This is a genomic window from Streptomyces sp. NPDC088733 (assembly GCF_044751185.1).
Taxonomy (GTDB): Bacteria; Actinomycetota; Actinomycetes; order Streptomycetales; family Streptomycetaceae; genus Actinacidiphila.
Genome location: NZ_JBIVLH010000023.1, coordinates 61,471 through 74,050 on the forward strand (window position 1 = coordinate 61,471; position 12,580 = coordinate 74,050).

A 12,580-nucleotide genomic window follows, 5' to 3' on the forward strand; every position below is an offset into this window, starting at 1 on the left:
CTCACGAGGCCGGCATCTGCTGCTGGGCCTTCTCGAGGGCGGCCTTGACGGTGTCGGTGGTGACCGGGTGGCCGGCGGCGGCCTCGGCGAAGAGGTCCTTCATCGCGGTGCCGACGGTGGTCTCGAACTGGCTCTCGTTGGCGACCTGCGGGAGCGGCGCGGCGCTGTTGGCGAGCGCGTCGGCGAGCACCTTCAGGTCCGGGGAGGAGAAGGCCGGGTCGGACTGGGCCGCCTTGACCGGCGGGAGCGAGCCGTAGGTCCCGTTGAGGATCTTCTGCTCGTCGTCGCTGGTCATGAACTTCACGAACTTCAGCGCGCCGTCGACGTTCTTGGACTTCTTGAACACGGCGAGGTTGATGCCGGCGACCATCGAGTTGACGGCGGTGTCACCGGTGGCGCCCTTGGTCTGGAACGGCACCTGGGCGACGCCGTAGTCCTCGGGCTTCATGCCGTGGGACTTCAGCGAGGAGCCGGCGGCCTGCCACAGCAGCATGCCGGCCTTGCCGGTGGCGAAGTCGGCCACCGACTGGTTGGCCGCGTACTCGGCGTTGCCGGGGGCGGCGATCTTGTCCGCGGCGATGAAGTCGATGTACTGCTTGACCGCCGCGACCGCCTCGGGGGTGGTGAAGGTCGGCTTGCCGGAGGCGTCGAAGAAGTCGGCGCCGTGCTGCTTGCCGAAGACGAAGGCGTGGTGGACGTTCTCCGAGAGGTTGCCGCCCTCGACCGCGAGGCCGTACTTGCCGCCCTTGGTCAGCTTCTTGCCGTCCGCGACGAGCTCGTCCCAGGTGGCCGGCGGCGCGGCGATGCCCGCGTCGGCGAACATCTTCTTGTTGTAGTAGAGCCCGTACGCCAGCGAGTACAGCGGGACCGCGGCCGGGTCCTTGCCCTCGGCGCCGGTCGCGCCGAGCGCGGCGTCGACGAAGCGGTCCTTGCCGCCGATGGCGTCGAACGCCTTGGCGTCGAACGGCATCAGCGCGTTGGTGGCCTGGAGCGAGGCCGACCAGGTGTTGCCTATGTTGAGCACGTCCGGGCCCTGACCGGAGGTGGCGGCGGCGAGGATCCGGTTGAGGAGGTCGGACCAGGGGACCACCTCCAGCTTGACCTTGATGCCGGTCTGCTTCTCGAACTTCGCGAGCTCGGGCTCCAGGACTTCCTTGTCGTTCTCCAGGCTGCTGCCCTGGTTGCTGGCCCAGTAGGTGAGCGTCTTGGAGCCGCCGCCGCCGCTGCCGTCGGTCGAGGAGCCGCCGCCGCAGGCGGTGGCGGATGCGATGAGCGCGGCCGCGACCGCGGCGGCGGCTGTCGTACGGATGATGTGCATGACCGGGGACCCTCTCAGGGGGTGATGGCTTCGGGAGATGAAGAGCGTCACGCCTTAATTCAAGGCGTGATTTAACGTCTGAGAAAACCTGGCGTCAAGACTTGGCGCAGCGATAGATTCAGCCGGGGAGGGAACACCATGGCAGACCGAAGCAAGCGCACCGTCCGTGACCTGCGGCGGGGCAACCGTTCGTCGATCCTGCGCCACCTCTACTTCGAAGGCCCGCTCAGCCGTCAAGAGTTGGCCAGGGACACCGGCCTCAGCACGGGATCGATCAGCAACGTGGTCGCCGAGCTCATCGGGGACGGCGTGGTGGAGGAGGCCGGCTCGGTGGAGTCCGACGGCGGCCGCCCGCGTGTGATGCTCAAGGTGGCTCCCCGGCACGGCTTCGTCATCGGTGTCGACGTCGGCGAGACCGGCGTCCGGGTCACCCTCTTCGACCTCGCCCTGACCGAACTCTCCTCCACCGAGCGGCCGCTGGCCGACAGCGGCCACGACGTCGCCCTGGTCGTGCGGTTGATCCTCGAAGGGCTCGCGGCGGTCCTGGAGGACAGCCAGGCCGACCCCGCCCACGTGCTCGGCGTCGGCATCGGCGTGCCCGGCATCGTCGAGCAGGGCACCGGCGGCGCCGGCGCGATCGTGCACGGCCAGACCATCGACTGGGACGCCGTCCCGCTCGGCGCGCTGCTCGCCGAGGGCACCGGCCTCCCCCTCCACATCGACAACGGCGCCAAGACGCTCGGGCAGGCCGAGCTGTGGTTCGGCGCCGGACGCGGCGCCCGCAGCGCCGTGATCGCCCTGCTCGGTTCCGGAGTCGGCGCCTGCGTCGTCGCCGAGGGCAAGCCCTACCGCGGCGCCAGCAGCAGCGCCGGCGAATGGGGGCACACGACCCTCCAGGTCGGCGGCCGCCTCTGCCGCTGCGGATCCCGCGGCTGCCTGGAGGCGTACGTCGGCGCCGAGGCCCTCATCGACCGCTGGGGCGCGGACGCCCCGGCCGGGGTCGGCGAGGAGACGGCGATCGCCGCCCTGGTCACCGCGGCCGAGGCCGGCGACCGCACGGCGGTGGAGCTGCTCGACGAGACCGCGGAGTACCTCGGCGCGGGCATCGCCGACCTCGTCAACCTCTTCAACCCCGAGCGGATCGTGCTCGCCGGCTGGACCGGTCTGATGATCGGGCCCCGGCTGCTGCCCGCCGTCCGCGAGGCCACGGCCGCGTACGCGCTGCGCCACCCCTGCGCCCAGACCTCGATCGAGCTCGGGCTGCTCGGCCCCGACGCGGTCACGGTCGGCGCGGCCACCCTGCCGCTCGCCCGCTTCCTCGACGCCGGCGGCCGGGTGCCCGCCCCCGCCCCGCGGTCCGACGAGCAGGCGGAACCGAATCGTCCGGGCCGGTCGTTGTCAGGGACGTCCGCCTGAAGCAGCCCACCCCCAGAACGACCCGGAGACCGCGGTGACCCTCAAGCAGCAGATCGTCGGCAACGCCATGCAGATGGCCGTGTGCACCCTCGAACCCGGCCAGACCGTCTACTGCGAGGCCGGCAAGTTCCTCTTCAAGACCGCGAATGTGAGCATGGACACACGGCTCGCCGGGCCGGGCGGCAACGCGCAGCAGCAGGGCGGCGGGGGCGGCATGGGCGGCATGCTCCGCCAGGCCATGGGCACCGCGATGCAGGTCGGCCAGCGCATGCTCGCCGGCGAGAGCATCGCCTTCCAGTACTTCAGCGCGAGCGGCGGCGAGGGAACGGTCGGCTTCGCCGGGGTGCTGCCCGGCGAGATGCGGGCCCTGGAGCTGGACGGCTCGCGCGCCTGGTTCGCCGAGAAGGACGCCTTCGTGGCGGCCGAGTCCACCGTCGAGTTCGGTATCGCCTTCCAGGGCGGCCGCACCGGCATGAGCGGCGGTGAGGGCTTCATCCTGGAGAAGTTCACCGGCCGCGGCACGGTGATCATCGCGGGCGCGGGCAACTTCATCGACCTCAACCCCGCCGACTTCGGCGGCCGCATCGAGGTCGACACCGGCTGCATCGTCGCCTTCGAGGAGGGCATCCAGTACGGCGTGCAGCGCATCGGCGGGCTCAACCGCCAGGGGATCATGAACGCCGTCTTCGGCGGCGAGGGCCTGTCCCTGGCCACCCTGGAGGGCAACGGCCGCGTCATCCTGCAGTCCCTGACCATCGAGGGGCTGGCCAACGCGCTGAAGAAGGCCCAGGGCGGCGACAAGCAGGGCCCGACCGGCGGACTGTTCTCCACCCACGCGGGCTGACACCGGCCCTCCCGCCCTCCGGCAGGCGCCTCCGGCTCACACCACCCCGGCGGACTCCAGGACGTTGCGCAGCGCCCGGTCCAGGGCGGCCCGCACTTCCGCCGGGTCGCTGAGCGCGGCCGTCATCGCCGCGCCGTCACGCAGCATCATCAGCGTCACCGCGTCCTCCGCCGGGTGCGGGGCGCCCGCCTCGGCCAGCAGCCGCTCCGCCACTCCGCGCAGCCAGGTGCGGTGGGCGACGATGGCGTGCGTCACGGGGTCGTCCGGGTCCGGGTACTCGGCGGCGGCGTTGAGGAAGGGGCAGCCGCGGAAACCGGGCGCGCACAACTGGTCGCCCAGCGCCCCGGCCACCGCGAGCAGCGCCTCCTGCGCGCCGAGTCCGCCGAGGGCGCCCTCGGTGTACGAGCGGATCTGCCGGTCCGTTTCCTGGATGTAGCTGAGGACCAGCTGCTCCTTGCCCGCGAAGTGCCGGTAGAGCGTGGCCCGGGTGGTCGCCGCCTCGGTGACGATCCGGTCCATGCCCACCGCGTGGATCCCCTCGGCGTAGAACAGCCGGGACGCGGTCGCGAGGATGCGCTCGCGCGGCGGGGCGTCCGCGGGCACGGTGGCCTCGGAGGGGGCGAGCGGGGCGGCGGGCGGGGCGTTCATGTCCTTGACGTTAGCCGACGGCCACGCGTAGTGTCCCGGCAAGAACGAACGTTCTGTCTCACCCTTCGTCTTTCTGTGCCGCCCGGAGCCGTCCGTGGGCCGCCACCCCGGCCCGCACCGCGCCCGTGCCCGCCGTACGAGAGGACCCCACCCCCATGGCCGTGCCCGAGATCGGCGCCCCCGCCCCCGACTTCACCCTCTCCGGGGTGCTGCTCACCGACGCCGGCGCCGAGCGCGCCGAGTACTCGCTGTCCGCGCAGCGCGGTGCCCCGGTCGTGCTCGCCTTCTACCCGGGCGACGACTCGGCGGTCTGCACCAAGCAGCTGTGCTCGTACACCTCCGACCTGGACCGCTTCCGCGACCTCGGCGCCACGGTGTGGGGGATCAACCTCAGCGACCTCGACAGCCACGAGCACTTCGCCCGCAAGCGCGACCTGCGCTTCCCGCTGCTCGCCGACACCGACCGCTCGGTGGTCAAGGCCTACGGCATCTCGCTGCCCGGACTCGGCCTGAAGCGCTCGGTGTTCATCGTCGACGCCGAGGGCATCGTGCGCTGGAAGCACGTGGCCCGCATCGGGCTCACCTACCAGGACACCGACGCCATCGTCGCTCAGCTGGCGGCCCTCGCCCCCCGCTGAGCCGCCCCGCGCCCCCCTTACGGGCGAGCGTGAAGCTGCGCTGTTGCCGAGCTTAAGAAAAGATCGATGGACTGAACGCCCGGAGCCGGGCAGATTGCTGTCTGCCCGGCGCACCGCGCGAGCAGGCGCCGACGGGCGCCGCCGCTCCGCCCCGGGTTCTTCCGTGCCCGGTCCGCGTCCCCCCGCGCGGACCGGGCCACATCGTCTGCCGGCAGGAGTCGCAAGAGTGAAGGCACTGGTGAAGGAGAAGGCCGAGCCCGGCCTGTGGCTGCGGGACGTCCCCGAGCCGGAGATCGGCCCCGGTGACGTCCTCATCAAGGTGCTGCGGACCGGCATCTGCGGCACCGACCTGCACATCCGTTCCTGGGACGGCTGGGCCCAGCAGGCCGTGAGCACCCCGCTGGTCCTCGGGCACGAGTTCGTCGGCGAGGTCGCGGCCATCGGCTCCGACGTCGCCGACATCAAGACCGGCGACCTCGTCAGCGGCGAGGGCCACCTCGTGTGCGGCAAGTGCCGCAACTGCCTCGCCGGCCGCCGCCACCTGTGCCGCAACACCGTCGGCCTCGGTGTCGGCCGCAACGGCGCCTTCGCCGAGTACGTGGCACTGCCCGCGTCCAACGTGTGGGTGCATCGCGTCCCCGTCGACCTCGACATCGCCGCGATCTTCGACCCCTTCGGCAACGCCGTCCACACCGCGCTGTCCTTCCCGCTGGTCGGCGAGGACGTGCTGATCACCGGCGCGGGACCGATCGGCATCATGGCCGCCGCCGTCGCCAAGCACGCCGGCGCGCGCAATGTCGTCATCACCGACGTCAGCGACTACCGCCTCGACCTCGCCCGCAAGATCGGGGTCAGCCTTGCCCTGAACGTCTCGGAGTCCACCATCGCCGAGGGCCAGCGCGAGCTCGGCCTGCGCGAGGGCTTCGACATCGGCCTGGAGATGTCCGGCCGCCCCGAGGCCATGCGCGACATGATCGACAACATGACGCACGGCGGGCGGATCGCGATGCTCGGCCTTCCGTCCCAGGAGTTCGCGGTCGACTTCGCCAAGATCGTGACCTCGATGATCACCATCAAGGGCATCTACGGCCGCGAGATGTTCGAGACCTGGTACGCCATGTCGGTGCTCCTGGAGGGCGGTCTCGACCTCGCCCCCGTGGTCACCGGCCGCTACTCCCACCGCGACTTCGACGCCGCCTTCGACGAGGCCGCCGGCGGCCGCTGCGGCAAGATCGTCCTCGACTGGACCGCCTGATTTCTCTGCGGCCCGGTTCGTCCGACCTCGGGGCGCCTGCTGCCGTCCGCGCCCCACACACTCGGGAGACCCCCATGTTCGAATCCGTCCGCGACGACCTGCGCGGCACCCTCGACGAGATCCGTGAGGCGGGCCTGTTCAAGCCCGAGCGCGTGATCGGCACGCCGCAGAACGCGTCCGTCGGCGTCACCTCCGGCGGCCGCCCCGGCGACGTCCTCAACTTCTGCGCCAACAACTACCTCGGCCTCGCCGACCACCCCGAGGTCACCGCGGCCGCCAAGGAGGCGCTGGACCGCTGGGGCTACGGCATGGCGTCCGTGCGCTTCATCTGCGGCACGCAGGAGGTCCACAAGGAGCTGGAGGCGCGGCTGTCGGCGTTCCTCGGCACCGAGGACACGATCCTCTACAGCTCCTGCTTCGACGCCAACGGCGGTGTCTTCGAGACCCTGCTCGACGAGCGCGACGCGGTCATCTCCGACGCCCTGAACCACGCCAGCATCATCGACGGCATCCGGCTGTCCAAGGCCCGCCGCCTGCGCTACGCCAACCGCGACATGGCCGAGCTGGAGGCCCGCCTGAAGGAGGCCGGCGACGCCCGCCGGCGCCTCATCGTCACCGACGGCGTCTTCTCGATGGACGGCTACGTGGCGCCGCTGAGCGAGATCTGCGACCTCGCCGACCGCTACGACGCCATGGTCATGGTCGACGACTCGCACGCCGTCGGCTTCACCGGCCCCGGCGGCCGCGGCACCCACGCGCTGCACGACGTGGTCGACCGGGTCGACATCATCACCGGCACCCTCGGCAAGGCCCTCGGCGGCGCCTCCGGCGGCTACGTCGCCGCCCGCGCGGAGATCGTCGCGCTGCTGCGCCAGCGCTCGCGCCCGTACCTGTTCTCCAACTCCCTCGCCCCGGTGATCGCGGCCGCCTCGCTGAAGGTCCTGGACCTGATCGAGGACTCCGAGGACCTGCGCGTCCGCCTCGCGGAGAACACCGCGCTCTTCCGCTCCCGCATGACCGAGGCAGGCTTCGAGATCCTGCCCGGCGACCACCCCATCGCGCCCGTCATGATCGGCGACGCCGCGGAGGCGGGCCGGATGGCCGACCTGCTGCTGGAGCGCGGTGTCTACGTGATCGGCTTCTCGTACCCCGTCGTGCCGCACGGCAAGGCCCGCATCCGCGTGCAGCTGTCGGCCGCCCACTCCACCGAGGACGTCGAGAAGGCGGTGGCCGCGTTCATCGCTTCGCGCGAGGCCCTGGCAGGATGAATGGGTGATTGACGCACGACGGCTGCGGACCCTGCGGGCCGTGGCGGACCACCGGACGGTGACCGCCGCGGCCGCCGCCCTGTACCTGACGCCGTCGGCGGTCTCCCAGCAGCTCGCCGCCCTGGAGAACGAGACCGGTCACCGGCTGCTGGAACGCGGCGGGCGGGGCGTCCAGCTGACCCCCGTCGGTGAGATCCTGCTCACGCACGCCAACGCCGTCCTCGCGCAGCTGGAACGGGCCGAGGCCGAGCTCGCCGCGTACACCTCCGGCGCGGCCGGAGAGGTCACCGTCGCCTCCTTCGCCACCGGCATCGCGCTCGTGCTCGCACCCGCCATCACGGCGCTCGGCCGCTCCGCGCCCGGCATCCGCGTCCGGGTCCGCGACGCCGAGGGCGACGAGTCGCTGCCGATGGTGCTCGACGGCCGCGCCGGGATAGCCGTCGCGGTCGAGTACCGCGGCGCCCCGAGCGCCGACGAGCGGCTCGCCCGCGTCCCGCTGTACGCCGAGCCCTTCGACGCCGTCCTGCCCGCGGGCCACCCCCTCGCGGAAGCTGCCACCCCGGCCGTCCGCGTCGCAGACCTCGCCGACCAGACGTGGATCGGGCCCTACCCCGGCAACCCCTGCCACGACGTGGTCGTGCTCGCCTGCGAGTACGCCGGCTTCCAGCCGCGGCTGGAGCACTCCTCCGACGACTTCCGCGCCGTCGTGGCACTCGCCGCTGCGGGCGCGGGCGTCGCGCTGGTGCCGCGCAGCGCCCTGCGCGACATGGACCTGTCCGGGGTCGCCGTACGCCCCGTCCACGACGTCGTCGCCACCCGCCGTGTCTTCGCCGCCGTCCGCCGCGGTGCCGAGGACCACCCGCTGCTGCGCCCCGTCCTGGACGCCCTGCGCGTCGCCGCGGAGGACGCGGCTTAGGGTTCCGTCCCGCCCGGTGCGGCCCGCGGGGGCGACTCCGGCAAACACCGGACGCCCTCCGTGCCGCGGTGACATCATCGGCAGCGTCCGGGGGAGCAGGGGAGCAGGCGTCCGGGGACGGGGGAGACCATGTCGCGTGCCGAACGGATCGAGGAGATCAGGGCCCGGCGGGCCCGGCGGGCCGAATGGCTGGACGGGGCCCACGGCTGGGTGACCGACACCCTCGGCCGGCTGCGCGAACTCGACGCGCTCCGCACCGAGATGCTGGCCCTGGTGCCCGACGAGGCGCAGGACCGGCTGCTGGCCCTCGGCGCCGAACTGGGCGACCTGCTGGAGGAACTGCCCACCGAGGCCGCCGTCACGGAGGCCGCCGCGTCGCGGTTCCGGCGCGCCACCCTCAACGTCGGCGTCATCGGGCGGGCCCGGCAGGGCAAGAGCCGGATGATCAGGAGCCTGACCGGGCTGTCGGACCGCGAGGTGCCGACCGGCGACGGCGGCTTCTGCACCGGCGTCACCAGCGTGCTGCGCCACGAGGACGGCGCGCCCACCCGGGCGCAGGTCTTCCTGCACACCGAACGCTCCTTCCTGCACGAGGTGATCGCGCCCTACTACGCCGAACTCGGCCTGGGCCCCGCCCCCACCACCCTGACGGAGTTCGCCCAGCCCCTGCCGCCGGCGCCCGAGGGCGACGGCGCCGTCGAGGGCAGCCGCTACGGGCACCTGGCGGCCTTCCACGCCGCACTGTCGGAGTACCGCCACTACCTGACGACCAACTCGCCCTACCCCATCGGCCCCGAGCGCGTCCGCGAGTTCGTCGCGCAGTCCGACGAGCGCGACGAGCAGCGCCACCACGCCTTCCGCGCGGTCCGGCACGTCCGCATCACCACGCACTTCGCGCAGCAGGACTGGACCGGACTGTCGCTGATCGACCTCCCGGGCCTCGGCGACACCAACCTCCAGGACGCGCAGCGCATCGTGGGCGCCCTGCGCGACGAGATCGACGTGGTGGTCTTCGTCCGCCGCCCCGACCCGCTCGGCGACGGCCTCGACACCTACGACCACCAGCTCTACGACCACGTGCGCGAGGGACTGACCGGCGCCGAACTCGCCCGCTGCTCCTTCCTGGTGGTCAACCGGGTCAGCGGCCCCGCGGGCGACAACTCGGCCAACGCCCGCAAGATGGTGGACGAGTGGCTCCCGGCCTCCCGCTTCCAGGTCGCCGGGGCGCACATCGTGGACTGCACCCGGCCCGACGAGGTCGCCGCCATGACCGACGCGGTGCTCGACCACCTCGTGGCCCACCTCGACGAACTCGACGAGCGGCACCTGGCCGAGCGCGCCGAGAAGCTGGCCGAACTGCGCGAGCGCACCGCCCGGCTGGCCGCCCGCGCGGGCCGGCTCGCCGACCTGGCCCAGCCCTCGGAGATCTGGTTCCTGCCCTTCAACGGCCTGTTCGAGCAGACCTACGAGCAGATGGCCAACGCCCTGGCCGCCCTCGTACGGAGCCTGCGGGAGGACCGTGACCTGACCGACGGCCTGCTCGCGGACGCCGTCGAGGAGATCCTCGACGGTGCGCAGAACGACCCCGGCCATCCGTCGGTCGCCCAGCTCGTCGCCCGCGCCGACGCCGAGGGCGGCCTCAGCGTCGCCTACGGCAAGTACCTGAACGAGTCCCGCGCCCGGCTCTCCCGCCGCTTCCTGGAGTGCGACGTCGCGCTGCACGCCCGCACCGCCCGCATGCAGGACGAGGTCGCCGGTGTGCTGCGCGGCCCGGGCAGCCTGGGCGGGCTGGCCGGACTCGGCGGTGCGGAGGGCCAAGAGTTCCTGCTGCGCACTTCCGAGCGCATCCCGCGCGTGCGGCAGGAGGGCGGCAGCGAGATCCGCTACGCGCTGGAGCTGCTGGCCGGCTTCACGCTGTCCTACCGGGGCATGCTCCAGCACCGGGTGCGCACCTGCCTGGACGGGCTGCACGCCGACAGCCCCACCATGCCCTTCCCGCACGACCGGTCGCCCAGTGGCCAGGAAGTGCTGGAGATGCTGGAAGTCGCCTACGACGAGGCGCTGTTCGCCTGCCGCGGCGAGCTGCACAAGGTGCTCGCCGAACCCAGCGCGGCGGTCTTCTCCCTGGTGGAGGAGTTCCACGACCGGGTGATCTCGGCGGCCGGGACCAAGGAGGAGTGGCGGGTGTTCTACCAGGACGTACGGGCCGAGATCTGGCCCGGCCGCTTCGCGGCCCTCGCCGAGGACGCGGCACACCTTCGGCGCTGGTCCGAGGCCGTCCGGCAGCTCGGGGCCCGCATCACCGCCGGTACCGAGGGCGGCGCGGCCGCCGGGAAGGGGACCGCGGCATGAGCGAGTCCGGTCGCCACGTCCTCGACGTCGGCATGCTCGGCCCCTCGGGCGCCGGCAAGACCTCCCTCCTGGCCTCCATGTACGTCCAGTACGCCTCGGTCGCGGGGGCCACCGACCTCGACCTCACCCCGGTGGGGGAGACCGCCGCCAAGCTCACCGACGCGGTCTCGGTGCTGGAGTCGCTCTCCCGGTCCGTGCAGGTCCGCGGCGGCATCGAGCAGACCACGACCACCGACCTCCACCGCTACGAGATCGCCGTCGGCCGCAAGGGCCGCAAGGCGCGCTTCCGGATGTGCTTCACCGACTACGCGGGCGAGGTGCTGCGGGACCTCGACGCCGGCCCGGTGGGCCGCAAGGTGCGGGCCTCGCTCCTCAACAGCCCGGTCGTGGTCCTCGCCGTCGACACCCCCGCGCTCATGGCCCTGGACGGCGAGTACCACCAGCGCATCAACCTCCCGCACCTGATGTACGAGCGGATCAAGGAACTGCTCGTCGAGGACGAGCAGCGGCCGCGCCTGCTGGTCATCGTGCCGCTGAAGTGCGAGCGCTGGGTCACCACCCGACAGGGGACCGAGGCCCTGATGGAGCGGGTCCGCGAGGGCTACCGCCCGCTGCTGGACTACATCGGCCACCCGGATGTGCGCCCGCGCGTGGGCTGCGTCGTCACACCCGTGCAGACCACCGGCTCCATCGTCTTCTCCACGATCAAGGAGACACCGGGCGGCGGTGTGCAGTTCCACTACCGCAGCCGGACGCCGGGCGCGCCGTACCGGCCCGTCGACACCGACCAGCCCCTGCGGTACGCGCTGCGCTTCGTCCTGAGCGAGTACCGGCGCAGGCGCGGGTTCTGGCGGGAGGCGGTCGACGAGGTGTTCGGCACGGACGTCGCACTCCAGGAAGCCGTCGCGGCGTTCGCGAAGTCGGGCTCCGAACGCGACGGGCTCCACGTGGTCCAGGACCACCCGCACCTGAGTCCCGCCGCCGGATCTCCCGGGGGCCGGGGGTGACCGTCGCCTGGTCCTTCCACTCCCGCGGCCGGCTCCCCGAGCAGGGCTACACATGGCTGCCCGCGGACGGGGCACGGGGCGCCGACCCCGAAGTGCTGCTGCGGGGCTGCGCCGGCCGCTCCGTCAACGACCTCGTGGACGACACCAAGGCCTCCCTCCTCCTCTACGCCCTCAAGGGCGGTGCGGGCGGCAGGCCGCTGTGGGTCCTGCTGCTGACCGGCCTGCGCTCCGGGGACGCCGTCGGCGACCACATGCTCCGGCCCATCCGGCTGCTGCTGCTCGGCACCGGCCCGGGCGTGGGGGAGAAGGCGCTGCCCCCGGCCGAACTGCTCGCGGTCGCACGGCTCTTCCTCACCGGCGGCATGCAGGAGGACCTGCCCGTCACCCACGGCCACCCGGCGGGCACCCCGGGCTTCGCCGTCGATGTCCCCGGCTGGGACGCCCTGCTCGAACGCGCCCGTGCGTGCGCGCCGGAGGCGGTGCCGGTGCCGGGCCCGAACGAGATCCGGCTCCTCCCCGACTCCCCGGACGAGCGTGCGGCAGCCGCCGGCATGCTCGCCGATCTCGAACACCGCGGCGCGCAACCCGGGTTCGGCCTGGACGCAGCCCGGCTGATCGGTCCCGTCAACCGCCCGCTCCTGATCGTCACCTCTCTCCTCGGCAGCGAGTCGCTGCTGGCAGTCCGTCCCTGGTACGCCCTCGGCACGAGAGTGGGGCGGCCCGTCCACGCGAAGTGGGACCGGCAGAACGGCCAGTCGTTCCTCGAAGGCTCCGTCCGGCGGGTGACGGATGCCCTCGGCAGGACGGGCTTTGTGCTGACCCTCCTGACGCTGGTGGCCCTGGGCGCCCTCGGGGCGGTCATCGCGGTGATCGCCTGAGGCCCGGCCGGGCCCGCCGTGGCGGCGGTGGGCACGGCAC

11 protein-coding genes are annotated in these 12,580 nt (G+C 72.6%); 9 read left to right on the plus strand and 2 right to left on the minus strand.

Annotated features, from left to right (window positions below):
- Window position 1: 1 nt before the first annotated feature.
- Window positions 2–1,318: an ABC transporter substrate-binding protein gene (locus ACIP64_RS31975; protein ID WP_401593522.1), complete on the minus strand. Its 1,317-nt coding sequence runs from the start codon at window positions 1,316–1,318 to the stop codon at window positions 2–4.
- A 138-nt stretch (window positions 1,319–1,456) separates the two neighbouring features.
- On the opposite strand from ACIP64_RS31975, the gene ACIP64_RS31980 reads away from it, so the two are divergent.
- The gene (locus ACIP64_RS31980) at window positions 1,457–2,734 is read left to right on the plus strand and encodes an ROK family protein (protein ID WP_401593524.1); all 1,278 of its coding nucleotides are present in this window, start codon (window positions 1,457–1,459) and stop codon (window positions 2,732–2,734) included.
- A 34-nt stretch (window positions 2,735–2,768) separates the two neighbouring features.
- A complete protein-coding gene (locus tag ACIP64_RS31985; RefSeq protein ID WP_401593526.1) occupies window positions 2,769–3,578 on the plus strand; it encodes an AIM24 family protein in 810 nt (269 codons plus the stop codon).
- Between the two features lie 36 nt (window positions 3,579–3,614).
- Here ACIP64_RS31985 and ACIP64_RS31990 read toward each other — a convergent pair whose 3' ends face one another.
- Window positions 3,615–4,226: a TetR/AcrR family transcriptional regulator gene (locus tag ACIP64_RS31990; protein WP_401593529.1), complete on the minus strand. Its 612-nt coding sequence runs from the start codon at window positions 4,224–4,226 to the stop codon at window positions 3,615–3,617.
- A 155-nt stretch (window positions 4,227–4,381) separates the two neighbouring features.
- On the opposite strand from ACIP64_RS31990, the gene ACIP64_RS31995 reads away from it, so the two are divergent.
- From ACIP64_RS31995 to ACIP64_RS32025, 7 genes are all read left to right on the plus strand, one after another.
- Window positions 4,382–4,864, plus strand: a complete 483-nt coding sequence (locus tag ACIP64_RS31995) for a peroxiredoxin (protein WP_401593531.1) — start codon at window positions 4,382–4,384, stop codon at window positions 4,862–4,864.
- A 226-nt stretch (window positions 4,865–5,090) separates the two neighbouring features.
- Window positions 5,091–6,119 (plus strand): L-threonine 3-dehydrogenase, encoded by a 1,029-nt coding sequence (gene tdh, locus ACIP64_RS32000; RefSeq protein WP_401593534.1) that lies wholly within the window; start codon window positions 5,091–5,093, stop codon window positions 6,117–6,119.
- Window positions 6,120–6,193: 74 nt separating this feature from the next.
- Window positions 6,194–7,387 carry a glycine C-acetyltransferase gene (locus ACIP64_RS32005; RefSeq protein ID WP_401593536.1) on the plus strand — a complete coding sequence of 398 codons (1,194 nt, stop codon included), beginning with the start codon at window positions 6,194–6,196 and terminating at the stop codon, window positions 7,385–7,387.
- 4 nt (window positions 7,388–7,391) lie between these two features.
- Window positions 7,392–8,303, plus strand: coding sequence for a LysR family transcriptional regulator (locus tag ACIP64_RS32010; protein ID WP_401593538.1), 912 nt, complete (start codon window positions 7,392–7,394; stop codon window positions 8,301–8,303).
- Between the two features lie 129 nt (window positions 8,304–8,432).
- Window positions 8,433–10,655: a hypothetical protein gene (locus ACIP64_RS32015; RefSeq protein ID WP_401593540.1), complete on the plus strand. Its 2,223-nt coding sequence runs from the start codon at window positions 8,433–8,435 to the stop codon at window positions 10,653–10,655.
- Entirely contained in the window at window positions 10,652–11,662 is a 1,011-nt protein-coding gene (locus ACIP64_RS32020; RefSeq protein WP_401593543.1) for a hypothetical protein, read from the plus strand. The genes ACIP64_RS32015 and ACIP64_RS32020 overlap by 4 nt, the downstream gene beginning before the upstream one ends.
- On the plus strand, window positions 11,659–12,540 hold the full coding sequence (locus ACIP64_RS32025; RefSeq protein ID WP_401593545.1) for a hypothetical protein: 882 nt from the start codon (window positions 11,659–11,661) through the stop codon (window positions 12,538–12,540). Before ACIP64_RS32020 ends, ACIP64_RS32025 begins: the two co-directional genes overlap by 4 nt.
- Window positions 12,541–12,580 lie beyond the last annotated feature (40 nt).

Coding starts and splice junctions, on each gene's coding strand:
- ACIP64_RS31975 (WP_401593522.1), bottom strand. CDS start 1,318: ATGCACATCATCCGTACGACAGCCGCCGCCGCGGTCGCGGCCGCGCTC.
- ACIP64_RS31980 (WP_401593524.1), top strand. CDS start 1,457: ATGGCAGACCGAAGCAAGCGCACCGTCCGTGACCTGCGGCGGGGCAAC.
- ACIP64_RS31990 (WP_401593529.1), bottom strand. CDS start 4,226: ATGAACGCCCCGCCCGCCGCCCCGCTCGCCCCCTCCGAGGCCACCGTG.
- ACIP64_RS31995 (WP_401593531.1), top strand. CDS start 4,382: ATGGCCGTGCCCGAGATCGGCGCCCCCGCCCCCGACTTCACCCTCTCC.
- ACIP64_RS32005 (WP_401593536.1), top strand. CDS start 6,194: ATGTTCGAATCCGTCCGCGACGACCTGCGCGGCACCCTCGACGAGATC.
- ACIP64_RS32015 (WP_401593540.1), top strand. CDS start 8,433: ATGTCGCGTGCCGAACGGATCGAGGAGATCAGGGCCCGGCGGGCCCGG.
- ACIP64_RS32020 (WP_401593543.1), top strand. CDS start 10,652: ATGAGCGAGTCCGGTCGCCACGTCCTCGACGTCGGCATGCTCGGCCCC.